This window comes from Enterococcus sp. BWR-S5, from assembly GCF_016745255.1.
Classification (GTDB): domain Bacteria; phylum Bacillota; class Bacilli; order Lactobacillales; family Enterococcaceae; genus Enterococcus_L.
Genome location: NZ_JADOEQ010000009.1, coordinates 1 through 24,873 on the forward strand (window position 1 = coordinate 1; position 24,873 = coordinate 24,873).

Annotated in this window: 25 protein-coding genes; 3 read left to right on the top strand and 22 right to left on the bottom strand. The window is 41.7% G+C overall.

All coding sequences use genetic code 11. The annotated features are described in order from the left end of the window. The 12 genes from IW510_RS11240 to IW510_RS11295 form a co-directional block, all read right to left on the bottom strand. On the bottom strand, window positions 1-285 hold a 285-nt coding region (locus tag IW510_RS11240; RefSeq protein ID WP_202059651.1), incomplete at its 3' end, for a TIGR04197 family type VII secretion effector. Window positions 286-662: 377 nt separating this feature from the next. Then, on the bottom strand, window positions 663-1,370 hold the full coding sequence (gene deoD / locus IW510_RS11245; RefSeq protein ID WP_202059653.1) for a purine-nucleoside phosphorylase: 708 nt from the start codon (window positions 1,368-1,370) through the stop codon (window positions 663-665). A 35-nt stretch (window positions 1,371-1,405) separates the two neighbouring features. Next, window positions 1,406-2,224 carry a purine-nucleoside phosphorylase gene (locus IW510_RS11250; RefSeq protein ID WP_202059655.1) on the bottom strand — a complete coding sequence of 273 codons (819 nt, stop codon included), beginning with the start codon at window positions 2,222-2,224 and terminating at the stop codon, window positions 1,406-1,408. A 10-nt stretch (window positions 2,225-2,234) separates the two neighbouring features. After that, entirely contained in the window at window positions 2,235-3,401 is a 1,167-nt protein-coding gene (deoB, locus tag IW510_RS11255; RefSeq protein WP_202059657.1) for a phosphopentomutase, read from the bottom strand. Between the two features lie 681 nt (window positions 3,402-4,082). Then, on the bottom strand, window positions 4,083-5,045 hold the full coding sequence (locus tag IW510_RS11260; RefSeq protein ID WP_202059659.1) for an ABC transporter permease: 963 nt from the start codon (window positions 5,043-5,045) through the stop codon (window positions 4,083-4,085). Beyond that, window positions 5,045-6,181, bottom strand: coding sequence for an ABC transporter permease (locus tag IW510_RS11265; RefSeq protein WP_236674709.1), 1,137 nt, complete (start codon window positions 6,179-6,181; stop codon window positions 5,045-5,047). The genes IW510_RS11260 and IW510_RS11265 overlap by 1 nt, the downstream gene beginning before the upstream one ends. Continuing rightward, window positions 6,174-7,742: an ABC transporter ATP-binding protein gene (locus IW510_RS11270; RefSeq protein WP_202059663.1), complete on the bottom strand. Its 1,569-nt coding sequence runs from the start codon at window positions 7,740-7,742 to the stop codon at window positions 6,174-6,176. Before IW510_RS11270 ends, IW510_RS11265 begins: the two co-directional genes overlap by 8 nt. Before the next feature lie 609 nt (window positions 7,743-8,351). Beyond that, complete coding sequence (locus IW510_RS11275) at window positions 8,352-9,458, bottom strand: BMP family lipoprotein (RefSeq protein ID WP_202059665.1); 1,107 nt, start codon at window positions 9,456-9,458, stop codon at window positions 8,352-8,354. A 406-nt stretch (window positions 9,459-9,864) separates the two neighbouring features. Continuing rightward, window positions 9,865-10,260, bottom strand: a complete 396-nt coding sequence (locus IW510_RS11280) for a cytidine deaminase (RefSeq protein ID WP_202059667.1) — start codon at window positions 10,258-10,260, stop codon at window positions 9,865-9,867. 97 nt (window positions 10,261-10,357) lie between these two features. Next, window positions 10,358-11,020, bottom strand: a complete 663-nt coding sequence (gene deoC, locus IW510_RS11285; protein ID WP_086349867.1) for a deoxyribose-phosphate aldolase — start codon at window positions 11,018-11,020, stop codon at window positions 10,358-10,360. A gap of 208 nt (window positions 11,021-11,228) precedes the next feature. Continuing rightward, window positions 11,229-12,530 carry a pyrimidine-nucleoside phosphorylase gene (locus tag IW510_RS11290; RefSeq protein ID WP_202059669.1) on the bottom strand — a complete coding sequence of 434 codons (1,302 nt, stop codon included), beginning with the start codon at window positions 12,528-12,530 and terminating at the stop codon, window positions 11,229-11,231. A gap of 135 nt (window positions 12,531-12,665) precedes the next feature. Next, entirely contained in the window at window positions 12,666-13,679 is a 1,014-nt protein-coding gene (locus IW510_RS11295; protein ID WP_202059671.1) for a LacI family DNA-binding transcriptional regulator, read from the bottom strand. Window positions 13,680-13,836: 157 nt separating this feature from the next. Between IW510_RS11295 and add the strand changes: the two genes are divergently transcribed. Both add and IW510_RS11305 read left to right on the top strand, forming a co-directional pair. Then, window positions 13,837-14,874 carry an adenosine deaminase gene (gene add / locus IW510_RS11300; protein ID WP_330932651.1) on the top strand — a complete coding sequence of 346 codons (1,038 nt, stop codon included), beginning with the start codon at window positions 13,837-13,839 and terminating at the stop codon, window positions 14,872-14,874. Continuing rightward, entirely contained in the window at window positions 14,871-15,746 is an 876-nt protein-coding gene (locus IW510_RS11305; protein ID WP_236674710.1) for a PhzF family phenazine biosynthesis protein, read from the top strand. Before add ends, IW510_RS11305 begins: the two co-directional genes overlap by 4 nt. Window positions 15,747-15,945: 199 nt before the next feature. On the opposite strand, the gene IW510_RS11310 is transcribed toward IW510_RS11305, so the two are convergent. Continuing rightward, the gene (locus IW510_RS11310; protein ID WP_202059675.1) at window positions 15,946-18,381 is read right to left on the bottom strand and encodes a glycoside hydrolase family 3 protein; all 2,436 of its coding nucleotides are present in this window, start codon (window positions 18,379-18,381) and stop codon (window positions 15,946-15,948) included. Window positions 18,382-19,039: 658 nt separating this feature from the next. On the opposite strand from IW510_RS11310, the gene IW510_RS11315 reads away from it, so the two are divergent. Beyond that, entirely contained in the window at window positions 19,040-19,771 is a 732-nt protein-coding gene (locus tag IW510_RS11315) for a TraX family protein (RefSeq protein ID WP_202059677.1), read from the top strand. A gap of 109 nt (window positions 19,772-19,880) precedes the next feature. On the opposite strand, the gene IW510_RS11320 is transcribed toward IW510_RS11315, so the two are convergent. The 9 genes from IW510_RS11320 to IW510_RS11360 all read right to left on the bottom strand — a co-directional run bounded on the left by IW510_RS11320 (window position 19,881) and on the right by IW510_RS11360 (window position 24,708). Then, window positions 19,881-20,243, bottom strand: coding sequence for a hypothetical protein (locus IW510_RS11320; RefSeq protein ID WP_202059679.1), 363 nt, complete (start codon window positions 20,241-20,243; stop codon window positions 19,881-19,883). A gap of 53 nt (window positions 20,244-20,296) precedes the next feature. Continuing rightward, the gene (locus tag IW510_RS11325) at window positions 20,297-20,665 is read right to left on the bottom strand and encodes a hypothetical protein (protein WP_202059681.1); all 369 of its coding nucleotides are present in this window, start codon (window positions 20,663-20,665) and stop codon (window positions 20,297-20,299) included. A gap of 20 nt (window positions 20,666-20,685) precedes the next feature. Beyond that, window positions 20,686-21,051 carry a hypothetical protein gene (locus IW510_RS11330; RefSeq protein WP_202059683.1) on the bottom strand — a complete coding sequence of 122 codons (366 nt, stop codon included), beginning with the start codon at window positions 21,049-21,051 and terminating at the stop codon, window positions 20,686-20,688. Between the two features lie 15 nt (window positions 21,052-21,066). Next, window positions 21,067-21,681 carry a hypothetical protein gene (locus IW510_RS11335; protein WP_202059685.1) on the bottom strand — a complete coding sequence of 205 codons (615 nt, stop codon included), beginning with the start codon at window positions 21,679-21,681 and terminating at the stop codon, window positions 21,067-21,069. 36 nt (window positions 21,682-21,717) lie between these two features. Then, entirely contained in the window at window positions 21,718-22,464 is a 747-nt protein-coding gene (locus IW510_RS11340; protein ID WP_202059687.1) for a hypothetical protein, read from the bottom strand. After that, window positions 22,454-22,831 (bottom strand): DUF3958 family protein, encoded by a 378-nt coding sequence (locus IW510_RS11345; RefSeq protein WP_202059689.1) that lies wholly within the window; start codon window positions 22,829-22,831, stop codon window positions 22,454-22,456. The genes IW510_RS11340 and IW510_RS11345 overlap by 11 nt, the downstream gene beginning before the upstream one ends. Further along, window positions 22,831-23,136, bottom strand: a complete 306-nt coding sequence (locus IW510_RS11350; RefSeq protein ID WP_202059691.1) for a TIGR04197 family type VII secretion effector — start codon at window positions 23,134-23,136, stop codon at window positions 22,831-22,833. The genes IW510_RS11345 and IW510_RS11350 overlap by 1 nt, the downstream gene beginning before the upstream one ends. A 310-nt stretch (window positions 23,137-23,446) precedes the next feature. Beyond that, window positions 23,447-24,052, bottom strand: a complete 606-nt coding sequence (locus IW510_RS11355) for a class I SAM-dependent methyltransferase (RefSeq protein ID WP_202059693.1) — start codon at window positions 24,050-24,052, stop codon at window positions 23,447-23,449. Window positions 24,053-24,129: 77 nt separating this feature from the next. Next, complete coding sequence (locus IW510_RS11360) at window positions 24,130-24,708, bottom strand: SGNH/GDSL hydrolase family protein (RefSeq protein ID WP_202059695.1); 579 nt, start codon at window positions 24,706-24,708, stop codon at window positions 24,130-24,132. Window positions 24,709-24,873: the final 165 nt, after the last annotated feature.

Here is a 24,873-nt window from a genome sequence, read left to right on the forward strand (position 1 = left end):
CAAATCACTGAACCCATCAAATCCTTGCCCGATTTTCTGATCGATAACCGAAAACTCCTTTGCCACCGAATGAATAGTGTTCCCATCTCTGGTTAATGCATTGGAAATTCGCTGCCCGGACTGAGTGATTCGTTGGATCGTTTGTTGGGCATTGTTATTACCACTAACTGTTGTTCGGCTCGCTGTACTCCCAGTTGTTGCAACACCGGCTAAAGCGCTGGCTGCCTGACTCATCTTCTGAGAGACTGAAGCTGCCACACCTAACTTAACTGATACCCCATTCATATTTTTCTCCTCCTTTTGTTTTATTTTAGATAAAATAAACAAAGAAAACAAGACAATAAAAAATAAAAATAGTTCTATTTGAATAAAAATAACACAGATATATGTACTTCTCCTTTTAAATTCTGAGTTTCAACAAACAAAAAATAAAGCGTAAATAGAGCAATTTTTTCTGCTTATGACGACAAAGAGACTGAGCCAAAACTCGTTGAGTTTTAGCTCAGTCTCTTAAAATCTGGATAAACGGTGGAATCAGAAGCAACTTCTTCGACAATAAACCGAAATTTAGCAAAAATTTGTAATACAATTTTCGTAAATTCCGGCTTATTGCTTGAAGCTAATCGCTTCTGTCCCAACCTCTTCTATTAAGCCGTCTTACTTTATTCCGCTATCGCCGTTTCTAAACCAACCTCAATCATTTCATTAAAGGTCGTTTGTCTTTCTTCAGCGGTTGTTTCTTCACCCGTGATAATATGGTCACTGACTGTGCAGATAGCCAAAGCCTGAACGTGGAATTTCGCACCTAAGTAGTACAGAGCTGCTGCTTCCATCTCCACGCCTAAAACACCAAGCTCAGCCAGCTTCATTGTTTCTGTTGTATCATCTTTATAGAAGGAATCCTCAGAAAGAACATTCCCAACGTGAGTCGTAAAGCCCTTCTCTGTTGAAAGCTTGTATGCTTTCAGCAACAAGTCAAAGTCCCCGATTGGTGGAAAATGGAACTGTTGGAAGTTCTTCGCAATCATGGACGAGCTTGTTGCTGCGCCTTGTGCAATGATTAAGTCACGTACATGAACATCTGTTGACAATGCGCCACAGGTTCCGACACGAATCAGTTTTTTCACATCATAAGAGTTAATTAGTTCATGGGCGTAAATTGTTGCAGAAGGCATTCCCATCCCTGTTCCCTGAACAGATACTCGTTCGCCTTTGTACGTGCCAGTGTATCCTAGCATTCCACGAACCTGATTGTAACAAACAGGATTTTCTAAAAATGTCTCAGCAATATATTTTGCCCGCAACGGATCACCTGGTAATAAAATTTTATCAGCAATTTCACCTTGTTTCGCTTCAATATGAACACTCATTTGTTTTGCCCCTTTTTCTTATTTTTCAGACGAAATTATAACTCTTCCAACGTGCTCTTAATCAGTTGTTTAAACTGCTCCTTCACACGTTGTGTTGTTTCAACAACTTCCTCATGATTCAAGCTGCTTTGCATACCGGCAGCTAAGTTTGTAATACAAGAGATACCAAGCACCTTCAGACCACTATGTGCCGCTACAATAACCTCTGCCACCGTTGACATGCCCACAGCATCTGCTCCCATGGTACGTGCCATATGGATTTCAGCAGGTGTTTCATATGTTGGACCGGAAAAGCCCATGTAAACACCCTCTTGTAATGACATGCCTTGAGCCTGAGCCACTTTTCTGGCAGTTTCTTGATAGTCTTTCGTATAAGCCTGACTCATATCTGGGAAACGCGGGCCCATCTCGTCTTCATTTTCGCCGATCAATGGGTTGTCCCCTGTAAAGTTGATATGATCTGTAATCAGCATCAAGTTCCCTGGTTCAAAGCTTTCATTGACACCCCCAGCTGCATTCGTCACGACAATTGAATGAATGCCCATAGCCGCCATCATGCGAACCGGATACGTCACAACTTGCATAGAGTGCCCTTCGTAATAGTGGAAACGTCCTTGCATTGCCAGTACCTTTTTACCGGAAAGCGTCCCATAAACCAATTGTCCCGCATGACCGACAACCGTTGAAACAGAGAAATGAGGTACATCTGAGAAAGGCACAGCAATCGGATTCTCGATTTCATCCGCCAGTTCACCTAAACCTGAACCTAGAATCAAGCCAAAGTCAATGTCTCCAATCCCTTTTTCTTTCAAAAATGCAGTTGTTTCCTGTAATTGCTCTTTCAGCTTCGTCATTGTTTTCCTCCTATTTCAAGTCTTTCAAAAAACTTGTGCCGTTCTCAGTTTTCGCTACATTGAAATTTTCAGCAATCGTAGCTGAGATATCTGCATAATGACCTTGAGCCAATTTACCTTGGCCCTTCATGCTCTTGCTGTATACCAGTAATGGAACATATTCTCTTGTATGGTCAGTACCTGGGAAGGTCGGATCATTTCCGTGGTCTGCAGTAATCATCAATAAATCGTCTTCTTGCATCGCATCCAACAATTCCGGCATCCGCAAATCGAATTCCTCAATGGCACGAGCATAGCCTGCAACATCCCGACGATGACCAAACAGTGCATCAAAGTCAACCAGATTAGTGAAGCTCAAGCCGGTAAAATCTTTTTTCATGACGTTCAACAGCTGATCGACACCATCCATATTGCTCTTTGTGCGGATAGCCTCAGTGATTCCCTGACCGTTAAAGATATCATTGATTTTCCCTACTGCAATCACATCTTTACCGCCCCCTTTTAGAGAATCAAGAACCGTGTGCCCGAATGGGTCCAGTGCATAGTCATGGCGGTTGCTTGTTCGTGTAAAGTTGCCTGGCTCACCAAGATATGGACGTGCAATGATACGACCAATCATATAAGGTTCATCCTTCGTAATGTCACGAACATACTGACAAATACGGTATAGCTCTTCTAAAGGAATGATTTCTTCATGTGCAGCAATTTGCAGCACTGGATCGGCAGAGGTGTAAACAATCAAATCTCCGGTTTTCATTTGATGCTCGCCGTAATCATCGATAACAGCTGTCCCACTATAGGGTTTATTACAAACAATTTTTCTTCCGGAAAATTCTTCGATTTGTTTCAACAGTTCTTCTGGAAATCCATCAGGAAATACACGGAAAGGCTTTTGAATATTCAAACCCATAATTTCCCAGTGACCAGTCATTGTATCTTTACCAACAGATACTTCTTCCAGCTTTGTCGCATAACCTAAATGGTCTGCTTTTGCTTCTACGTTGTGAAGGGGGGCAATTGTTCCCAGCCCTAAGTTTTCCAAGTGAGGAATCGTCAAGCCAGCTTCTTTTGCAATATGTCCTAATGTATCACTACCCACATCGCCAAATTTATCAGCATCCGGTGCTTCACCAATACCAACAGAATCCATTACTACTAAATGTACACGTTTAAACATAACCATCCTTCTTTCTTCAAGTTTTGTTCAGTGCTTTATACGAGAGTGGTTTGCGGTTACTTCAGAAACTATGGCTTAAAGATAAAAGCAATGTCCGCTCTCGATGAAAAACAGTTAAACTGTTTTTTTCAATAAATCTTTGATTGCTTTATGTGAAAATGAGAAAAAGTTGTGTGACCGAGACGACTAACTAAAGCTGAATAAGTCGAACTGACATGTCGAGAGCTTACCGCAATGACGATAACCTCTTGATAAACGGTATCTTTCATCGCAACTCTCTCAGAAATAAGCCTGTATTCTGATGAAATCTGCAGAACGATTTCCCAGAATACTTTCTTATTAGCTACTCATCTTTTTAGTAACTAATTTTCCTTTCAGAAAATTAGTTTTTTTCGTTCGCATACCATTCGACTAGCTTTAATTTAGGTAAGTCGAACTGGCATTTCGAGAGCTTACCGCAATGACGATAGCCTCTTGGTTTAAACGGTGTTTCTAATGTAGCTTCTTCGGAATTAAGTCAACATTCTCTGAAAATCTACAGAGCAATTTTCAAGAATCTCTCCTTAATTCTTGAAGCTGAACACATTAGAAACAACCTCTTGGTTTCACTCTACTCATTTCCGCAAAAAAAGGCAAGACTAAAGAAATGTTCCCATAGTCCCGCCCTTTGCTTACAATCTTTTATTTAGACTTGATATAGTTTTGACCATTTGCTTTTGGTCCGGAGGCTTTTCCTAAGAAAAGTACCAGTACAACAATTGTCAGTACGTATGGTGCTGACTGTAAGTAAACATCCGGTATTTTAGAGATTAGCGGGATGCTTGAGCCGGCAATACTCAAGTTCTGAGCAAAACCGAAGAACAAGGCTGCGCCCATTGCTCCAAGCGGATTCCATTTACCAAAGATCATTGCAGCCATGGCGATAAACCCTTGTCCCGCAATCGTTGTTGCTGCGAAACGACCGGCAATAGATTGAGCAAAGACTGCTCCACCCATCCCGCCAAGGAAACCAGATAACATCACACCGGAGTAACGCATCAAGTATACATTAATTCCCAGTGTATCTGCTGCCTGAGGATTTTCACCGACAGAACGCAGACGCAAACCAAAGCGAGTTTTGAAAATCACAAACCAGGCAATAATTGCAATTGCTACTGCAAAATAAGCTGGTAGGAACGTCCGTTTAAAGAACAAATCACCAATAATTGGAATATCTCTTAATACTGGGAAAGAGAAGTAACCAAAAGATTTTTCAATGCTATCTGTTTGGCCCTTGCCATACATAACTTTTACCAGAAAGATTGCTAATGCCGGTGCCATTAGGTTGATTACTGTACCACTAATAATGTGGTCTGCTCGCAAATTGACTGTCGCAACTGCATGCAGCAGAGAGAAAATCATTCCGACAATACCACCGACAATCAATGCAATCCACGGTGTCCAGCTGCCCAATGTTGCGCCAAAAGTCAGGTTAAAGACGATTGAACTGAACGCGCCCATAACCATAATTCCTTCCAGACCTACGTTAACAATACCGCTTCGTTCTGAAAACGTTCCGCCCAATGCCGTTAAAATCAAAGGAGTGGAATAAAATAATGTTTGATTGATAATCGTTTGAATCGTTGACACTAATGCTGCATCCATTAGATTTTCCCTCCTTCTTGACTCTTGTCATTGCCCGACGCTTCTATTTCCTGAACTACCGCAACTTCTTTTTTACTGCCGGAAGTCTTTGCCATTAAGAAACGAATCAAATAGCTGATTCCGACGAAGAAAATGATTGATGCGATAACAACATCTACTAATTCGGTAGGCACACCTGCTCGAAGCGGCATCCCTTGTCCACCAAGCTTAAGAACACTAAACAATACAGCCGCCAGAAGAATCCCAGCCGAGCTGCCTGCTCCTAGAAGGGAAACGGCCATTCCGTCGAACCCGATACTCAATGAAGAACCTTGAACAAAGAAGTTTTGGAATGTTCCTAACCCTTGAACCACACCGCCTAAACCGGCAAGAGTTCCTGAAATAATCATAGACAAAATGATGGTACGTTTACTACTCATTCCGGCATATTCAGAAGCGAAAGGATTCAAACCAACTGAACGAATTTCATATCCGACAGTTGTCTTTTTCATCATGAACCAGACAAGCACCAAGAAAATCAGTGCTAAGAAAATCCCAAGGTTCATCCGTGAACCATTTGTCAGCTGTGTTAAAAACTCACTTCTTAGTGTTCCATTGGCACCAACCATTTTGGTTACCCCTTTGTTGCTCATAACATCCGGTGACATCACATTATTCACGATATGTGTACTTGCATAAAGCAGGATATAGTTCATCATAATCGTTACAATTACTTCACTGGTACCGAAGTATGCCCGCAAAAAACCGGGGATTGCTGCAGCAACGGCTCCGGCTAATGCTCCGGCGATTACTGCTAATGGTAAAACGATAAAACGAGAAGTATCCGGCATGGAAAGAGCCACCCAAATACTCGCTACCCAGCCGCAAAGTGCCTGGCCTGAAAGCCCGATATTGAAAAATCCGGCTGAATTCGCTACAGAAAAGCCTAACGCTGTAAAAATCAATGGTCCGGCTGTTACAAAAATTTCTCCGATATTCTTAGGTCCCTGACCAAATACTGTTGTAAACATGGCAGAGTAGCCCTTAATAGGAGAATACCCGAAAATCAACATGATGATTGCTCCCAGAATAAATCCCATCAAAACCGAAAGTACCGGCACCATGATATTTCTTAATTTTTCCGACTTGTTATTCAACAGACTCACCTGCCTTCACACTGTTTAACTCTTTGCGGGCTTCTTCCAATGAATAACCTGCCATCAGCAAGCCCAGTTCATTTTCACTCGTTTCTTTTGGATCAACGATACCAACAATTTTACCTGCATGTACAACGGCGATTCTATCTGATACATTCATGATTTCATCCAATTCAAAACTGACAACCAGTACCGCCTTGTTTTGATTTCTTTGTTCAATCAGACGTTTATGAATGTACTCAATTGCACCAACGTCCAAGCCACGTGTCGGCTGCGAAACAATCAACAGATCCGGGTTACGATCAATCTCTCTGGCAATGATTGCCTTTTGCTGATTCCCTCCGGATAATGCTTTTGCGGGAACAAGCTCATTCGTTGTTCGCACATCGTATTCTTCAATCAGCTTGCGTGCATATTCATTAATCTTGTTGTAATTTAACACGCCTGTTTTACTCAATGGCTCTTTATAATATGTTTGCAAAGCAATATTTTCGGCTAGTGTCATTTCTAAGACCAATCCGTATTTATGACGGTCTTCAGGTACATGCCCAACACCAGCTTCTGTGATTTGACGCGGCTTTTGATTCACGATTGATTTACCGTTCAACTCAATCGATCCGCTTTCAACTTTTCGTAATCCAGTCAACGCTTGAATCAATTCAGACTGACCATTACCATCAATCCCTGCAATCCCCACAACTTCACCTGCTCGAACATCCAGGCTCAGCCCTTTGACTGCTTCTAAACCACGACTCTCTTTTACAACAAGGTCTTTGATAGACAACACCGTTTCTGTTGGCTTCGCCGGTGTCTTCTCAGTTTTGAAGGATACAGAACGCCCAACCATCATGTCTGCCAATTGTTGAGAGGAAACATCCTTGATGTCCACTGTTCCAATACTTTGTCCACGACGAATAACTGTACATCGGTCTGCTACTTTTTTGATTTCATCTAGCTTGTGGGTGATTAAAATAATCGATTTCCCTTCTTTAACAAGCCCTTGCATGATGATAATCAGCTCATCGATTTCCTGAGGTGTCAACACCGCTGTTGGCTCATCAAAAATCAGAATATTTGCGCCGCGGTAAAGAGTTTTTAAAATTTCCACTCTTTGCTGCATGCCGACAGAAACATCTCGAATATAAGCTTGCGGGTTTACATCCATTCCGTAGCGCTTAGATACTTCCTGAATTTCCTCTATCGCTTTTTTACGGTCCAAGACGCCGCCTTTAGAAGGCTCATTCCCTAAGATGATATTCTCTGTTACGGTGAATGCGTCCACTAACATGAAATGCTGATGGACCATCCCAATACCCAAGCGGTTCGCAGCAGTTGGTCCATTGATATCCACTTTATTTCCGTCTATGTAGATTTCTCCTGAGGTTGGCTCCAAAAGTCCGGACAACACATTCATCAGTGTTGATTTTCCGGCACCATTTTCACCTAAAAGTGCATGAATTTCTCCCGGCTTCACTTTCAGGTTGATGTTATCATTCGCCTTGAACGTGCCGAATTGTTTCGTAATATTGCGCATCTCAATCACATATTTTTCTTGAGCCACGTTTTTTTCACATCCTAACATTATTTTCACTTGCGACAAGTACCATTTCCAAACCTTTGCCTGACATAAAACATCTGTAACAGCTGTTTTTCCAATACTTTCCAGAAGATAGTAATGACATGAAGCTACACAGTTAGAAAAAGTCACAGGGACGTCTCCCTCTTCTTCTGTCATTCAATTACAGACACATCAAAAAACGTTCAAGAAAAAAATTGGAGTATTAAGGAAAAGCTGAACAGATAGAAAAGCTGAACGAGCTTACCCAGCTCCCGAGCAATGTCCAGAATAAATCATAAAAATAAGTGCTTACTCCAAATCCATTATTTCTCTAACGGTTTTAAAATGGTCCTGCTTTGAAAAGACAGTTTCGATTGTTTGACTTTTAAGAAAACAGACTAGCATTAAGCCACGTCTGAAAACCGTAACGATAAATGCTTTCCAGACATGTCTAGTAAACTGGTTTATCTACTCTGCTTTCTTAGAAACCGGAACGCTTAAGGTACAGTCAGGTGCCGCTGGAGCTCGAAAGCCCCAGCCTACCTGCTGTAACCAGATAAGGAACGATGACAGCAATGCTGTCACGACCTTATTTCTTCGTTCAACAATTGATTAGTCTTTTACATCTTCCGGTGTTTCAGGTACTTCGATTTCTTCTGCGATTACTTTTTCTTTCGCAGTATCAACCGCTTTTTGAGCATCGTCTGAAAGGTAACCAGCAGTCAAATCAACACCGCCATCTTTCAAGCCGTATACTTTATGTTCGCCACCAGGGAATTTGTCTTCAAGAGCCAAATCAGAGATATCTTTTACAGCTGCACCCACACCTTTAAGTGTAGAAGTCAAAGTAAGATTGTCTTCTTTACCATCTTTAGTTGTATAAGCGCCATCTTCGTCTTGGTCTCTGTCTACACCGATAACCCAAACTTTGTCTTGGTCACCAGATTCGTTCAAATCTTTTGCTTCTTGGAAGACACCAGCACCTGTACCGCCTGAAGCGTGGAAGATGATGTCTACTCCGCCTTGATACATTGCTGCAGCAAGAGATTTACCTTTTGCAGGGTCTCCGAATGATGCTGCATATTTCACATCAACTGTGATTGTTTTACCTAATTCTTCTGCTGCATCTGCCACACCTTGGCGGAAACCAGCTTCAAAACGGTCGATTACGACACCTTCTTCACCACCGATAAAACCAACTTTGTCAGTTTTCGTAGTGTTCGCTGCTGCTACACCAGCAAGGTAAGAAGCTTCGTTGTCTTTAAACGTTGCTGAAACAACATTGTCCTTGTCTTCGATTACACTATCAATAATTACAAATTGAGTATCTGGGTTTTGATCTGCTGCTGCACTGATAGAATCCGCTAGCAAGTAACCAATACCGAAGACAGTTTTGAATCCGTTTGAAACGGCTGTATCGATGTTTGTTACGTACTCAGAAGCATCATTTGACTGGATGTAGTCATATCCGTCGGCACCTTTTGGCAGGTCATGTTCTTTGCCCCATTCTTGAAGGCCTTCCCATGCTGATTGGTTAAATGACTTGTCGTCTACACCGCCGATATCTGTTACGATTACTGCACTGTGTGCTGCATCTCCGGAGCTTGAACCTCCGCCTGTTGAATCAGTAGTATCGCTGTTGCCTCCGCCACACGCTGCCAGAGCAACTGTCAGTCCAGCTGCAACTACGCCTAAACCAAATAATTTCGCTTTTTTCATTTCTGTAAAGCCCCCTAAATAAAATAGTTTTATATTTTCAACAGCCAGATGACTGAATGAAACAAATGAAATATTGAAAAGCTGAACGAGTCGTTTAGCTTGCTAGCAATAAGAGTAAAATGAATACATGATGCTCTTCATCAGGGATTCATTTTCACTTATTGTTGAGCATGCTGACTCGTGAAGCTAGACATTGAAAAGCTGAACGAGCTTGTTCAGCTCATGCACGATATAAAAAACTGGCACCCAATTGGCTAGCTCCTGTTGCTGGTGTAACTGCTTCTTTAAGTGAATCAGTTACTCTCATTCTCGCTTCGCATACCATTCTACTAGTAGTTCCTACACGAGTAGAACTGGCAATGCATCTCCTTGTCAGCCGATTCCTTCTACCATAATGAAAACGCGCCTACATATCATCCTCTGAGAAAGCATATGGTAACAGCTTGGCAACGGTTGTCTCCAGCGTTACCCCATCATCACCGACAAGCGTCACAGGCATATCCGGTTCACAAAATTCTGCAATGACCTGACGACATGCACCACAAGGAGAAATTGGGCGTGGTGTGTGACCTGCAACAACTAGGTGTTGAAAATTACGCTGCCCTTCAGAAACAGCCTTAAATATGGCCGTCCGCTCTGCACAGTTTGTCAATCCATAGGAAGCATTTTCGATATTAATTCCCTGATACATCTGTCCATCTTCCGCGACAAGACAGGCGCCAACAGGAAATTCTGAGTACGGCACATATGCCTTGTTTAAGGCCTCTCTTGCAACATCGACCCACTCTGTTTTTGCAGTCATTTTCTTCCCACTCTTCTATTGTTTATTCTATTATAAATACTGTTAAAGCTGTTAGTACAAAAATCAAAGACGTCATGTCTTTAACAGATGCTATCTATTAGTACCCAGTTCCTGTTTCGCCGTCCATAATAGCCACACCTGCGCTGGTACCGATTCTTGTTGCTCCGGCATCAACCATTGCCTGTGCTTCTTCTTTGTTGTGGATACCGCCGGATGCTTTCACACCCATATCAGGACCAACAGTACTTCTCATTAATTTAACATCTTCAACTGTTGCTCCTCCAGTAGAGAATCCAGTAGATGTCTTAACAAAATCTGCGCCGGCTTCTTTAGCCATTTCACACGCTTTGATTTTTTCTTCATCTGTCAGCAAGGCTGTTTCGATAATAACTTTTACTAACGCTTTTCCGTCAGCCGCTTGAACCACTGCTTGAATGTCTTTCAATACTTTTTTGTATTGCTTCGATTTCATCGCACCGACATTTAATACCATATCTACTTCATCTGCGCCGTTGGCAATGGCGTCTTTTGTTTCGTATGCTTTAACTTCAGAAGTGTTTGCTCCTAAAGGAAAGCCGATTACAGTACAAGTTGAAACCTTTGTACCTGCCAATTTTTCATGTGCCAAAGCTACCCAATAAGGATTCACGCAAACAGAGAAAAACTCATATTTTTTTGCTTCCTCGATAATTTTCAACACATCTTCCTCAGATGCATTTGCTTTTAGTATTGTGTGGTCGATCATTCGGTTTAATTCCACGTTTAACATCCTTTCCTGTCGATTGAAGAAACTCATTCGAGGTCTTCCTCCACCCAATTCACCGTGCACACCTTTCGTGCAACCAGCAAAAAGAGCATCAGAAGAAAGAACAAACTTCCTCTTTGTCCGTTTTTCCATTTTATTTGTCTAAATCTGTTAAAAAACTACCTATAACCAAGCTTCAGACGACGATTTATACCTCTTTACATTATAAGGTAATTATATCATGAATTAGAACAGGTTCCTCGCCTGAATCACCGATTTCAATATTTTTATAAATCAATTCTTTTACTTCGTTAATCTCATTTGAATCCGCGTAGATTGTCAGTAAGGATTCTCCCTCTTCAACAGGCATACCAACCTTCTTATGAAGCTTGATACCCACTGCATAATTGATGGCATCCTCTTTTGTTGCACGACCGGCGCCTAAAAGCATGGCAGCAATCCCAATCTCATTGGCAACAATTTTTTGTACAATCCCTGTGCTCTTCGCAGGAAGCTCAATTTGATACTTTGCAGTCAACAAACGAGCAGGATCATCAACAATTGTATCGTCACCGCCTTGGTTACGAATCATTTCTCTGAATTTCTCCAAAGCTTTTCCTGATGCCAGTGCTTCTTCAAGCATAGCGCGAGCTTCTTCCAACGTTGCTGCCTTCTCAGCCAGAACAACCATCTGACTGCCAAGTGCATAGCACATTTCAACTAGATCCTCAGGTCCCTTACCTTGCAGGGTTTCGATTGCCTCTACAATCTCCAAGCTGTTACCGATTGCTTCACCTAACGGCTGTGACATATCTGAAATTACAGCCATCGTGTTTCTATTTGCCAACTTCCCGATTCGCACCATGGTTTCAGCCAAGCGTCGAGCTTTTTCAATATTTTTCATGAAGGCGCCTTCGCCTGTGGTTACATCCAAAACAATGGCATCTGCACCGGCAGCAATTTTCTTACTCATAATTGAGCTGGCAATCAACGGAATTGAATTCACTGTTGCCGTTACATCTCTCAACGCATATAATTTTTTATCGGCTGGTGCTAAATCACCGGATTGTCCAATCACAGCGACATGACTTTCATTTACAAGTTGGATAAATCGCTCATCCGGCAGCTCTACCTGAAATCCCGGAATAGCCTCCAGCTTATCAATCGTGCCTCCTGTATAGCCTAAGCCTCTGCCTGACATTTTCGCCACGCTGACACCAACACTGGCTACTAGGGGAGCTAAAATTAAAGTTGTTGTATCACCGACACCGCCAGTAGAATGCTTGTCGACTTTGATTCCCTGAATTCCGGAAAGATCAATCATTTCACCTGATTCAGCCATCGCCAGAGTCATGTCCGTAATCTCTTCATCCGTCATATCCTGATAAAAAACAGTCATCAAAAAAGCACTAAGCTGATAATCAGGAATATCGCCCTTTGTATATCCATCAATGATGAACTGGATTTCTGCTTTGCTCAGGCTGCCGCCGTCACGTTTTTTCTCAATCAAATCTACCATTCTCATTCCAATTTCCTCCGAATTCCCAATGTTGTATTATACACTAAAAAAGGTCGTCTTAAAACATTTGGTAAACCAGTTTACTAACCCTTCTCCAAGAAAAAGAAAGCGCTTATAAAACGAACATTACTATTTTTTTCCTTAAATGTCAATCATTCTTGTGCTGTTCCGTTCGACGAACGTTGTTTCAAAAGTTTTATTAGGAATTTTTTTCACATCTCCATGAATGGCTTCCACTAAAAACTTCGCCGCATAATAGCCAATGTCAAAGGCCGGTTGATACACGGTTGTCAGGCTTGGTGCCAAATATTCAGAAATCTCCAGACCATCAAAACCGATAACAGAAATGTCTTCCGGAATGCGTAAATTTTTTTCATAAATTGCTTGGTAAGCCCCGATTGCCATCTCGTCATTCCCACAAAAAATCGCCGTGACTTCTTTGTTTTTCAATACTTCCTTCGCTGCGCGATAGCCGCCCTTCAAAGTCAACTCACCACTTTGAATATAGTCCTCGTTTACAGGCAGTTGATGTTTTTTCAGCACCGCTCTGTAAGCTGCAAGACGTTCAGTTAATTGGTAATAGCCATGGGTTTCCTTCAGCATACCGATGTGCCGATGACCGTTGGCAATCAAATATTCTACTGCCTGTGAAGCACCTTCAAACTCCTCTACCAGCAGCTGCCCCTCTGCTCTGGTGTTAATCCCTCTATCAATCAATACCACCGGAAAATCAGATTGGCGCTGTCGTTTCAATACATGCTCCTGCGGCAGGACATTGGGCGTCGCCAATATAATCCCATCCACCGATCGATGAAGCAGCTCAGTCACATACTTGGTTTCTTTTTCTTCACTATGCTTCGAGTTACATAATAGAATCATATAGCCCAGCGAGTTCAGATAGGTTTCCACACCCTCAACCACTTTCGAAAAGAAAAAATCTGTAACATCGGGAACTATCATTCCAATCGTTTTTGAATGCCTCGTAATAATATTTGAAGCAAAAAAATCCGGTTTGTATTGATGCTCTTCAACGATTTCCAGTACCTTTTTCTTTGTTGCCTCACTGAAGCGGCTGCCTTTATTGTTGAGGATCTGAGAAACCGTTGTTACCGAGACACCAGCCATATTGGCTATCTCTCTAATCGTCAGCTTCATCCCTGTCCCCCTCTCCCATTGACATGATGTGTATGACATGGTACATTCTTCGAAATACTTTTTTTCGAAATTCTTATTGAACAATCACATGATAGCAGAAATGTTCGGAAAAAAACAGATAAATGAAAATTTTATAATGAAAAGGAAGGTCGAAATAGTGAAGAGAGAAATTGTATCCAAATTGCCGAAAATCGAGTTGCATTGCCATTTAGACGGGTCTGTAAGTGTTGAAACTTTACTGAAAATTTCCAAGAAGACAAAACTCGGTCTTTCAGAAGATACCGAACAATTACGAAAATTGGTTACAGCTCCGGAAAACTGCCAAAATTTAAAAGACTATTTAACCTGCTTTGACGTTATTTTATCCTATCTTCAGACAGAAGAAGCATTAGAAATGGCTGCTTTGGATGTGATTGAGCAGGCCGCTCGAGATGGCATCTCTTACATAGAATTGCGGTTTGCACCAACGCAACATTTGGAGGATGGCCTGACATTGGTTCAAGTAGTCACCGCCGTTCTCAAAGGCTTGAACGCCGGTGAAGTACAGTATGGTGTAAAGAGTAATGCCTTGCTTTGCGGGATGCGCCACGATGAACGTGAAAAAATCGAAGAGGTTGTTCAGCTTGCAAAAGATTTTCAGAAAAAGGGCATTGTTGCCTTTGATTTAGCTGGAGACGAAGCCGCCTATCCACCAAAGGATTTTCAGGAAACGCTGGCCTTGGCGAATCAGTTAGACATCCCGTTGACTCTACATGCTGGAGAATGCGGCTGCGGGAAGAACGTCGCGGATTCTGTGACTATGGGCGCAACACGGATTGGTCACGGCATCGCTTTGAAGGATACACCTGAATATTTTGAGCTGATGCGTGAAAAGAATGTGCTATTGGAAATGTGTCCTACTAGTAATTTCCAAACGAAAACCGTCGATTCATTAGCCGATTACCCTTTCCGTCGATTTTTAGACGAAAACATTAAGGTATGTATCAACACAGATAATCGAACGGTTTCCGCTACTAATCTAGTGGAGGAATATATGAAGCTGTCTGACTGGTATCAATTAACCTATGAGGAAATGGCACAGCTGAATCATTATGCTGTAGACGGTGCGTTCATCTCTGAGGAAGAAAAGGCTGTCTTGCACCAACAGTTGGATGAGCAATACGGAAAATTGAACGAAAAGGAGATAGGACATTGAAAATAAAAAGCTATGTGTTAAATGCCTTTACTAAAGACTATGGTGGAGGGAATCCTGCGGGAGTGGTCTTAGATACTGAACAGCTTTCAGAAAATCACATGCAAGCTGCCGCAAAAATATTAGGATTTTCAGAAACAGCTTTTTTACTCCCTTCTGATAAAGCAGACTGGCAGATACGCTATTTTACTCCTGTTGAAGAAGTGCCGATTTGCGGACACGCTACTGTGGCATTATTTTCCGCCTTACTTCAATTAGAAGAAGCAGCCATCGGTTGGTATACAATAGAGACGAAGGCCGGGATTTTATCTATAGAAATTACTGAAAATCAACAAATTTTTCTACAACAGACATCGCCACACTATCTGGATATCCTGCCTGCTGAGAAAATTGCGGCTTCCTTAAACCTTGCTATAGATGACCTCCACGAAGAACTGCCAATCCAAATCGTCTCAACAGGCTTGAAGGATATTCTTATTCCAGTCAAAAGTCTGGAAACATTGTCGCAAGTAACACCGGATTTTGAACAAATTACACAGCTTAGTAAAAAACATCACGTAACTGGCTATCACGTCTTTTCATTAGAAACATCTCAGCCGCAGGCGACAGCTCAATGTCGAAATTTTGCACCACTATTCGATATTCCTGAGGAAAGTGCTACCGGAACATCAAATGCGGCGTTGGCTTGCTATCTGGCGCACTATCTGAGGAAAGAAGAAGAGATGAATGAAGAGGTCTTCATTTTTGAACAAGGCTACTCAAGGGGGGCACCTTCAGAAATTATTGCCAAGCTGTCTCAGAAAAAAGGTCTTATCCACGGTATTTATGTTGGAGGGACGGCATCTGATTACCTTGAGCGGGAATTGGAGGTATAGAAAAAAGCAGCAATCGACGCCTTCGAACATGGCATTGATTGCTGCTTTAAACGAATCAACTACAGATTAGACGATTAAATACTAAACTGAAAATTGTGACTTAATCTGTCATTTCTCCCACTCTAATTCAAAGTAGGAGAATAAAAATTGTACAAGGTTTTCTCTAACCAAAGAATCAATCGTTGCTTTTATCAACTAATTATTTTACATATTTTTCCGTACGCTCATCTGAAATTTGTCCTTCGTAGTTCAGACCATAACCGAAATCATAGGTATTTCCTTCGGAATCTTTATACGATTCCATGTCGTGAGCTACATCTTCCTGCTGCTTCTCTACCGTTGCCATATCTGCCGGGAACTGCATTGGCAACAAGCCTTTTGGCTCTTGTTTGCCTAAAAGGATATCAAAGTACGCCTGATCACTGACAGAGAATCCTGTAACGATGGCATCTGCATCCTTTTCAAACTCACTGACAACAACCGGATTCTTGGCTTTCAAGACAACAACCACCGGTACTTTCTTTCCTGTTTCTTTCTCGATGGCTTCACTTTGTTTTTTCGCATTTTTGAAGGCTTCCAAATCATAGCTGTTACTGATGATTGCCGTTTCTCCGTAGTAGCTGCGGTTTTCTTTCTTGCCGTCTGCCAGAATATCTCCACTAATTGATGTTTTTCTGACATTATCACCATCTGCTTTATACGTTCCATATTGCAGGCTAAGCGGATAGAAGGTATCATCCTTCAAACCGGCGCTGCTGAATGGACTACCATTGTCAGGACTACCCATACCTACGACAATCATATCTACATCTTTCAAATCCGGTGCTTCAAAACCAGTCACTTTTCCATCCTTCTCAATCGGCGTATCTGTCAAAACTTCTTTAAAGTAGCCTTCTGCAATGTCCACACTCATGGTTGGATCAGCCGTATCTTTTGCGTCCGCAAATACTGTCTTAAACTCATGATGAATAGAGCTTGGAATATAAACAACTTTGTCTTTATAATCCTTCTCAACGTCGGCTTCTTTGATTGTCTCTTCACTGTTTTTCAGCATCACAATTGAATCCAGCTGCGCTTGGTAGCCGTCTTCATTTTTCTCTTTACTGCCGACGATTTCAGTAGAATCTTCAAGTGACAGATATGGATTTTCAAAGATTCCCGGAAGCATCATCATTTTCACTAAACGAGCGCCTGATTGTTGGAAACGTTCCTCAGCAGAAACATCTACATCGCCTTTTTCGTAGGCCTCATCCCAGATGTCATAGGCATCGAGAACCGGCTGGATGGCATTATTCCCGCCAAACATATCCACGCCCGTCAACAGCACTTCATAATGACGCTGCGCCACGGTTTCATCCTCTACGCCCCAAGCCGTTCCAATCCCCAGTACATTATCGGGATCATCAATAGCTGAGGTTACCGTCCAGTCGGTACAAATGATTCCTTCGTACCCGTTGTCCTTACGCAGAATATCAATTTTATCCTTATCATAGGCAGAGCCCTTATTTACACCAAACAGCGGATTGCCATCCTTATCAATAGCCACTGAGTAAGAGCTCATCACAGATGCTGCTTCTTTCGTTTCACCATCCAAATTCAGTGCCCCATCAATAAATGGTTTCAAATGCTCTTCAAAATTATCACCAGGGTACACCGCATATTTTCCGCTGTTCATATGTGATTCACGACCACCCTCGCCCATACCGTCTCCCGGAAAATGCTTCACCATCGCATTGATTGAGTCTGCTCCCCAGCCAATATCCTTGCCATCCGCATCATAAGAAGACTGCGAACCATCTACATAAGCTTTTGCCATATCTGTCGCTAATGCGGTATCTTCCCCAAAAGTTCCATCTGCTCGCAGCCAACGCGGATCAGTAGCTAACTCAATTTGCGGACCTAAGGCTGTAGCAATCCCCATTGCTCGGTATTCTTCCGATGCTGCCTTGGCAAACTTCAGCATAGTATCGGTGTCAAAGGTTGCTGCCAAACCTAAATTCGATGGCCAGCGAGAGATATCCTCCCCTTCTGCATTATATGCCGCATCTGAGCCGGCAGTACTTCGAGGATCTGAACTAAAGTTGACAGGAATAAATTTCTTGCCTTCCCCTGTACTCAATTCCTCTACATAGGCCTGCATCTCATTGTTCCAGTTCACCGCAGCTTCTACATCATTCCCTCCGGCATTCAAAACATTTCGCAGATTATCGTCCTTCAAATAGGCCTTCTGATCGTCTGTCAGTCCTTTTTCCGGTTCTCTTTCGTGGCTGCTGAACAGCATGAGTCCGGCAATCTCTTCTTTTGTCAACTCTTGAGCCAGAGATTTCGCGCGCGTGTCTATATCCTTACGCCAATCCTCCCAGTCATCCAGCTTGCCATTACCATTCATATCCTTGAAAGCGTACGTGTAGTTGTCTTCCTCCACCTCTAACAGGCTGACACCACCATCTTTTAAATAGCCTAAAACAGCTCCGCCATTCGGATTTTCAACCTGGATATACGTCACGTTTCCTTCCGTTTTTTCTTCTGTCGTATATTTTTCCGGAGAAGCATCCTTCAATTTCTCTTCCTGATTACAGGCTGTCAGTAGTACGCCCAACGATAATAAAGTAATGAATTTCCCTGCTTTTTTCACAATATTCCTCCGCTCTTTTTCGTTTTCAAATCCTATTTAATAAACCTGAAAGAAAACATACCAGAAATAGTCCTCCTTTCCGATCCCCTTCTGTTGGTGCATTCCTCCAGTAAGTACAACCAATACCCAAGCAGCCGACACCTTTAGGAACAATCCTATCCAGCCATAAAAAAAGACCTGAATGAATCAAAAAGGAGCACGCCGGAAGGCATGTTTTTTGATCCACACAGGTTTAGCTTGCTTGTAAACAATCACTATCCAATTGGAAAATATTCTGTTCTATTCCATTTCATTGTAGAAGATAGGTCCGAAAATGTCAACGCTTTCTTTTTGCGTTTCCCAGAGAAAAATGGTTGCCAGATAAGTAGATATATAAGAAAAAGTCGCTTTCTTCTCTGATTTAAACAACACGTACTGAAACATCCTATCAAGCGCTGTACAATCATCAAACGCGTTAGCTTTATTCACCTTTCAATTTTGTTCGTTTGCTGTTAGACCGTTCTATGGTGCAGTTTTGCGCCCCATGATAAGTTAGTAGGTATGAGTGTCTAGGTTGCTTTTCCTATAGGCTTTTACGAGTACCAGAAGCAAAAAGCCACTTCAATTAGATAGAAAATAATATATTTCAATAACAAACCAAAGAAAAAGATGTGCTTTTTTGAATGCAAACCAACTGAAATTTTTTATGATGGGCTTGATGGTCCTCGATCATATTTCCTTCTTCGTCTCAGATACTACATCGATCATTTTTCATATCATCACCCGATGTGTCGGCGTCTTTTTTGCTTATATGATTGTTGAAGGCTTCTTCCATACAAGAAACCGAACCAAGTATTTATCGCGACTCGCTAGCGCTGCTGCGATTATGGCGGTCGGCAATAGTCTATTGAACCTTTGGATAAATAATCCAGCAATACAGGCTCACAACAATATCTTTCTCACCTTAACGGTAGGATTGCTCATGCTAATCGTCGTTAATTGGACAAAGGAAGTGCCTGTTTTAGCGTTCAAGCTAGGTGGTGCGGTCGTCACAACAGCCCTACTTATCGGTGGAGCTATGTTCACCGAAGGCGGTACGGTCATCCTGCCATTTATTCTAATTACCTATTTTACGTATAAAAAGGTATTGCTACGTGATGCCTGTTACCTGTTGTTTTCGCTCTTACTTCTGTTTACCAGCTTTCAATGGATGGGGGATTGGTCGAATACACTGCTGATGCTGGGGATGAACTCAGACTTCGCCTTTATCTCCGTCATTCCTTTTCTGCATCTCTATAACGGAGAGAAAGGAAAGAGTACCGCTTTTTCAAAATATGCCTTTTACCTGTTTTATCCCCTGCATCTATGGGTGATTGCCATCGTGTCTAAGCTAATGATTATGAATGGGTAAAAAAACTGTTGGACAAAAATAGAAAACAGAAGCTGCTTCATTCTAAGTGAACCGGCTTCTGTTTTTTTTTCGTAAAAGGTGATTGCTGTTAATCGATGTATTTTTTGTGCTATTCTTCTTCGCTATTGTATTGCCTGTCTAGTCGTTCGAGCACCTGGTCTAATTCCTCCATTTCAAACATAGTTGCGAGGAACGAAACTTTTAAAAATAGACCATCCGCTTCCGCAGCAAATGCTTCCACAGCAATCTTTATAAGCTCTTCATTTAATTCCTCTACGATAATCAACTGTTGCGCCCAGCCTGGTTCAGAATATCCTTTTTCATTCATCAATGTACCGATATTCTTCAGTGTCGATACAACTAGTGTGTACTGATTTCCATCATCCAATGTGACAAAGATATCGATATTATCATCGGTTATATCGGCGATTTTATCTAAAGTGGTCGGGTATTCAATGTTCATTACATTCATTTTCTGATTTCCTCATTCCTATATAAGCTACCAACAGATTTTAAATTTTTTTATTACTTATTTTCACTACTAGAATTTTCTATCTCTTCATTCACTTTACGTATCTCATCAATTTTAATCTGCAACTCATCAGAGGTAAATTCCATATATAGAAAATTCATTTTCAAATAATAAGCGTCCTCTTTGGCATGGGCTTCAATAGCCTTTCGAATCGTATCTTCTCTTAATTCATCCACGATGATGAAAGGCGGGCCTTCTTCTAAATAACCATCTTCCATCATTTCTTTGATATTCTTAATTGTTGCAATAACAAGCACATAAGTAAAACCATCCTCTAGCTCTACAAACACATCAATGTTGTCATTAGTGATATCTTCAATTTTATCTAAGGTTGTTGGGTATCTTATTGCTTTTATTTTCATTTCTGAATCTTGCCCTTCAGTTATTCTTCATCATCACTATTATAAAGCCTATCTAACCGTTCGAGCACCTGGTCTAATTCCTCCATTTCAAACATAGTTGTCAGGTATGAAACTTTCAAATACAAACCATTTCTAGCTTTCGCATACGCTTCTATAGCTTTTCTGATTAAGTTTTCCTCTAACTCTTCTACAATAATTAATTGTTGAACCCAACCGGGCTCAGAATACCCTGCTTCTTTCATATACATTTCTACATTTTTTATCGTCGATACAACAATAGTGTATGTAGAGCCATCTTCTAAATCTACAAAAACATCAACATTATCATTGGTGATATCCTCAATTTTATCTAGTGTTGTTGGATACCTAATTGCTTTTATTTTCAAGTTGCACCTCTTCCCTTATTTATACAAGTCCATCAAAAGTTTTATAACCTTGTCTTCATTCCCTTTGTGTGATTTCCCCAATATTTCAATCACTCCATCAACTTTTCGGAAAAATACACGTGCACCATTCGCTCCTCTAAGGTAACATACATCCTTAAATAAGTTCTTATTTCCTTTCCCAGGATTTACATTTCCTTTTGCTAACTGCTCAACTAAGCGATCTGCTTCCCTTTGTACCTCTTGATCTTTCCCCATCTTTTCTGCTTCCCTTTTCAATCCTGTATCTTCATCAATCTTCGACACGATTTTCGGGCTGCCGTCGCTTGGGGTCTGTCCCCAGTTTACTGCACTGATTGAGACACCTGTCAATATTTCAGAAACCCCAACTGAGACAGTCGCTAATGCTTCGGATATCACTGCACCGTCCGCTCGCACGAGTAATTGAGTCGCTTCTCCTGTGGCTGCATTCACACCATAGCCAATTGCCAACCCATTTCCTAAATTCACCAAGCCATTAACAACGAACTTGGTTCCATCAACAATAAACATCGCACTGGTCGCAAAGGTATACAATTTCCCTACTGGGCTATCTTGAAATTTTTGATATTCCGATAATCGAAATTCTGCCATCAAGCCAGTTAATTCAGCAGTTAATTTGGCGTCAAGCTACCCATTTTTATAAACAAAATAACTAGGATTGCCAAATTCATCAACCGTGACTTCCACATCGTAGTTTACATTTCCATTGCTTAAAGCTTGAGTCAGCAAAAGGGCCTCTTCTTTCTCCTGACGCTTCTTCCACGCCTCATTGATTGGTCTCGCCCAGGTCATATCCAGTCTCGATATGTCAAATGTTCCTGAAGCTGGATTCCAGGCTCCGCTTTTACTCACAGCCGAAATTGCTGCTTCCAGATTATCAATATTGGCTTCTACATCCGCGAAAATAGCAGGAGAAATGCTGTCAAACAAATAGAGGTCTTCCAGCTTTTCCTCCAGCTTTCTGATTGATTCCTGTGTTCTCATGTATGCGTGTTCTAAGCGATGATTGGGTTCCTCTAATTTATTCAACACTTCTCTGTAAGAATCCAACAGGTCTTTCCCTTGCTGAATTTGTTCCAACAAACGGTCTTCTTCGATATCACCACCGCCAACGATTTCCTGAAATTTAGAAGGAAAGTCCGCATGCGCCTGACTCAACGATTCACCTGCCAAAATCAGGGCATTCGCAAGTGGCGGATACACTGCCATAAAATAGTTTCTAGCAGAATCATAGGTTTTACTGGACAACGGTGCGTTCAGAAAATGATTCACACTATCCTTCAAAGTACCGGCATGCTGAATGTATTCATTTCCCAGCTTCATCGCTTCACTTGCCTGCGCCTGCATCTCTCCAACAAAAAAACTAAGCCCCATCCATAAACTCCTTCTCATCCTCTTTGTTCATCACACGTTCTTTTCTTTCCCACAACAGTTCTTCTTCATAACCGATTAATTGCTTTTCTTCCTGCCGAAGTTCTTCTATATTTCGTTCCAGTTCATAAAAATTATGTCTATGTATCTCTCTGACTTCATCCTCTACAGCTGAAAAATAGTGCTTTATTTCTTCATTTTTCATCGATTGGAGAACGTTCGCAAGAAAGGCTTCATGCTGTAGTGATAAAGGCTGACAATCCTGTTCCAATTCTTCTAAACGCCATTGTTTTTTTCGATTGACAGCCTGATTGTCTGCAACCTCCGAACGCTTGCGATTGATTTGTTCTTCGCTTTCTATCATTTTCATCAGCCTTTACCTGGTCCTGAGAGGATGGTCAGTCCATCGAAGCCCTTTCCCAACTGCTGATCGATGGCCGCAAATTCTTCTGCAACAGAATGGATATTATTCCCATCTCTGGTCAAGGCATCAGATAGCTGCGAGCCGACTGTTCCCATGCGTTGCATCGTACTTTGCGCATTGCTTTGACCGGAAATAGTTGTCCGTTCGACATTCGCTGCCGGCGCGGAAACACTATTCAAAGCACTCGCTGCTTGACTAAATTTCTGTGATGCGGCACCAGCAACAGTTATATTTACATCTAATCCACTCATATGTTATCAACTCCTTTTTATTCAGGTATTATTCTCTACTTACAGACTTATATTCACGCCAGAATAGATACATTCCTTTTTTATAGTGTAAATTACATAACCATTGCTATCAAGTGGATATTAGAGTCAATAACACGTTCCTCTATCATGCAAGAAAAAGAATCTCCCATTTAGCTACCTAGGCTATCCTTAATCGCAAAGATAAAAAAACACCAACAGCTTACGCGTTAGTGTCCCACTCTATAAAATACTCTCTAAACAAAAAACGGAGTCGCTACCGACTCCGTTTTTTGGGGTGTCCTTTATTCAGCTAGGCTTCCTTCACGCTTCTCAAAATATAGTAGCCTTTATCCTTTGTAACGATTTCAACATTACCGAAGACTTCTTTCATTCGCTTCTGAGCGCTTGGTGCCCCTTGTTTCTTTTGAATGACAACGGTCAATGTACCGCCAACAACTAATAGGGGCTCCGCTTCAATCAGGATTTCATGAACAACCTTTTTTCCGGCACGAATTGGCGGATTGCTGACGATGGCTGCATAGTGCGTCTCATGAAGTGTTTCATAGATATTTGATGGATGAATATCAATATTCTCAATTTGATTCTTTTTCGCATTGCCCTCAGCCAGCGCAACTGCCCGTTGGTTCACATCAATCATCTCAACCGTTCTTCCTGAAGTATACGCCAGCGAAAGACCAATTGGCCCATAGCCGCAGCCGACATCGAGAATTCTTCCCTCCGGCAGATGCTGCCAGTCAAAGGCATCAATCAAGACACGCGAACCATAATCCACGCCATTTCGGGAAAACACACCGCTGTCCGTTGTAAAATGAAAATTTTTCCCAACCAGTTCAAAAGACCACTGTTCGATATCATGCGCTGTATCAGGATTTTCAGTATAATAATGATTTGTCATTTTCTCGTTCCTTTACTCAAGATTGGATACTTATGGTTTCTGTCGGTCCAACCATTCATTCTAACTGCTTTTGGCAGCTACGCCATCAGTTTACCTTTTATCTCCCGAACAATCAAGGCAGCTAAAAATTCATACCCGTACTCAGAAAAATGTAAGCCATCTTCCTGTAAAAATTCATCTACGCCTGGATAAACACCCAACACATGATACATGTCCACTGTCGGCACCCCATATTTTTCACCGACCGCTTTCGCTGCTGCCACAAAGCGCTGAACCTCTTCAGTCTGACGACTAGGTTGTCTGGCAGTATCTATAAATGGCGGAGTAAACAAAATCACTTTTTTCGCGCCAATCTGTTCAATCATTTGAGATAGATTTTCCTGATAAGAGTGTGCATCGATTGGGTAGCTTTCAGAACAATCATTTGCGCCAAAGAAGATGGTCACATAATCAGGATTTTCAACCAGTACATCCTTTTTCAGTCTGCGCAGCCCGCCTGCTGTAGTATCTCCCGGAATGCCGGCATTCACAATCGTGATATCTGTATAATTTTGTGCAGAAAGGTCGTCCTTAACTAAGTTTGTCAGCACCGGTGAAACGGCCTCACCTAGATAGCCTGCTGTAATACTGTCTCCAAATAACACTAATTTTGTCATACTAGCCCTCTTTTCTCTCGCTATAAAACAAGTAACAATAACCTCTGCAGCTTTCATCTCCTGACGATTCTTTGGCGCTCATCAATAACGGATTTCCACAAGCCATTGTCTACTTTCTGTTTCACTTCTGACTTTATGATACCACTGAGAAAAACTTTTTCCCAA

Bases quoted from the DNA above. Each gene is read 5' to 3' on its own strand.
- deoD (WP_202059653.1), bottom strand. From the start codon at position 1,370: ATGAGTGTTCATATTGAAGCGAAACAAGGTGAAATTGCTGATAAAATT.
- IW510_RS11250 (WP_202059655.1), bottom strand. From the start codon at position 2,224: ATGACGAAGCTGAAAGAGCAATTACAGGAAACAACTGCATTTTTGAAA.
- deoB (WP_202059657.1), bottom strand. From the start codon at position 3,401: ATGTTTAAACGTGTACATTTAGTAGTAATGGATTCTGTTGGTATTGGT.
- IW510_RS11260 (WP_202059659.1), bottom strand. From the start codon at position 5,045: ATGGATGCAGCATTAGTGTCAACGATTCAAACGATTATCAATCAAACA.
- IW510_RS11275 (WP_202059665.1), bottom strand. From the start codon at position 9,458: ATGAAAAAAGCGAAATTATTTGGTTTAGGCGTAGTTGCAGCTGGACTG.
- IW510_RS11280 (WP_202059667.1), bottom strand. From the start codon at position 10,260: ATGACTGCAAAAACAGAGTGGGTCGATGTTGCAAGAGAGGCCTTAAAC.
- IW510_RS11290 (WP_202059669.1), bottom strand. From the start codon at position 12,530: ATGAGAATGGTAGATTTGATTGAGAAAAAACGTGACGGCGGCAGCCTG.
- IW510_RS11295 (WP_202059671.1), bottom strand. From the start codon at position 13,679: ATGAAGCTGACGATTAGAGAGATAGCCAATATGGCTGGTGTCTCGGTA.
- IW510_RS11320 (WP_202059679.1), bottom strand. From the start codon at position 20,243: ATGAATGTAATGAACATTGAATACCCGACCACTTTAGATAAAATCGCC.
- IW510_RS11325 (WP_202059681.1), bottom strand. From the start codon at position 20,665: ATGAAAATAAAAGCAATAAGATACCCAACAACCTTAGATAAAATTGAA.
- IW510_RS11335 (WP_202059685.1), bottom strand. From the start codon at position 21,681: ATGGCAGAATTTCGATTATCGGAATATCAAAAATTTCAAGATAGCCCA.
- IW510_RS11340 (WP_202059687.1), bottom strand. From the start codon at position 22,464: ATGGGGCTTAGTTTTTTTGTTGGAGAGATGCAGGCGCAGGCAAGTGAA.
- IW510_RS11345 (WP_202059689.1), bottom strand. From the start codon at position 22,831: ATGAAAATGATAGAAAGCGAAGAACAAATCAATCGCAAGCGTTCGGAG.
- IW510_RS11350 (WP_202059691.1), bottom strand. From the start codon at position 23,136: ATGAGTGGATTAGATGTAAATATAACTGTTGCTGGTGCCGCATCACAG.
- IW510_RS11355 (WP_202059693.1), bottom strand. From the start codon at position 24,052: ATGACAAATCATTATTATACTGAAAATCCTGATACAGCGCATGATATC.
- IW510_RS11360 (WP_202059695.1), bottom strand. From the start codon at position 24,708: ATGACAAAATTAGTGTTATTTGGAGACAGTATTACAGCAGGCTATCTA.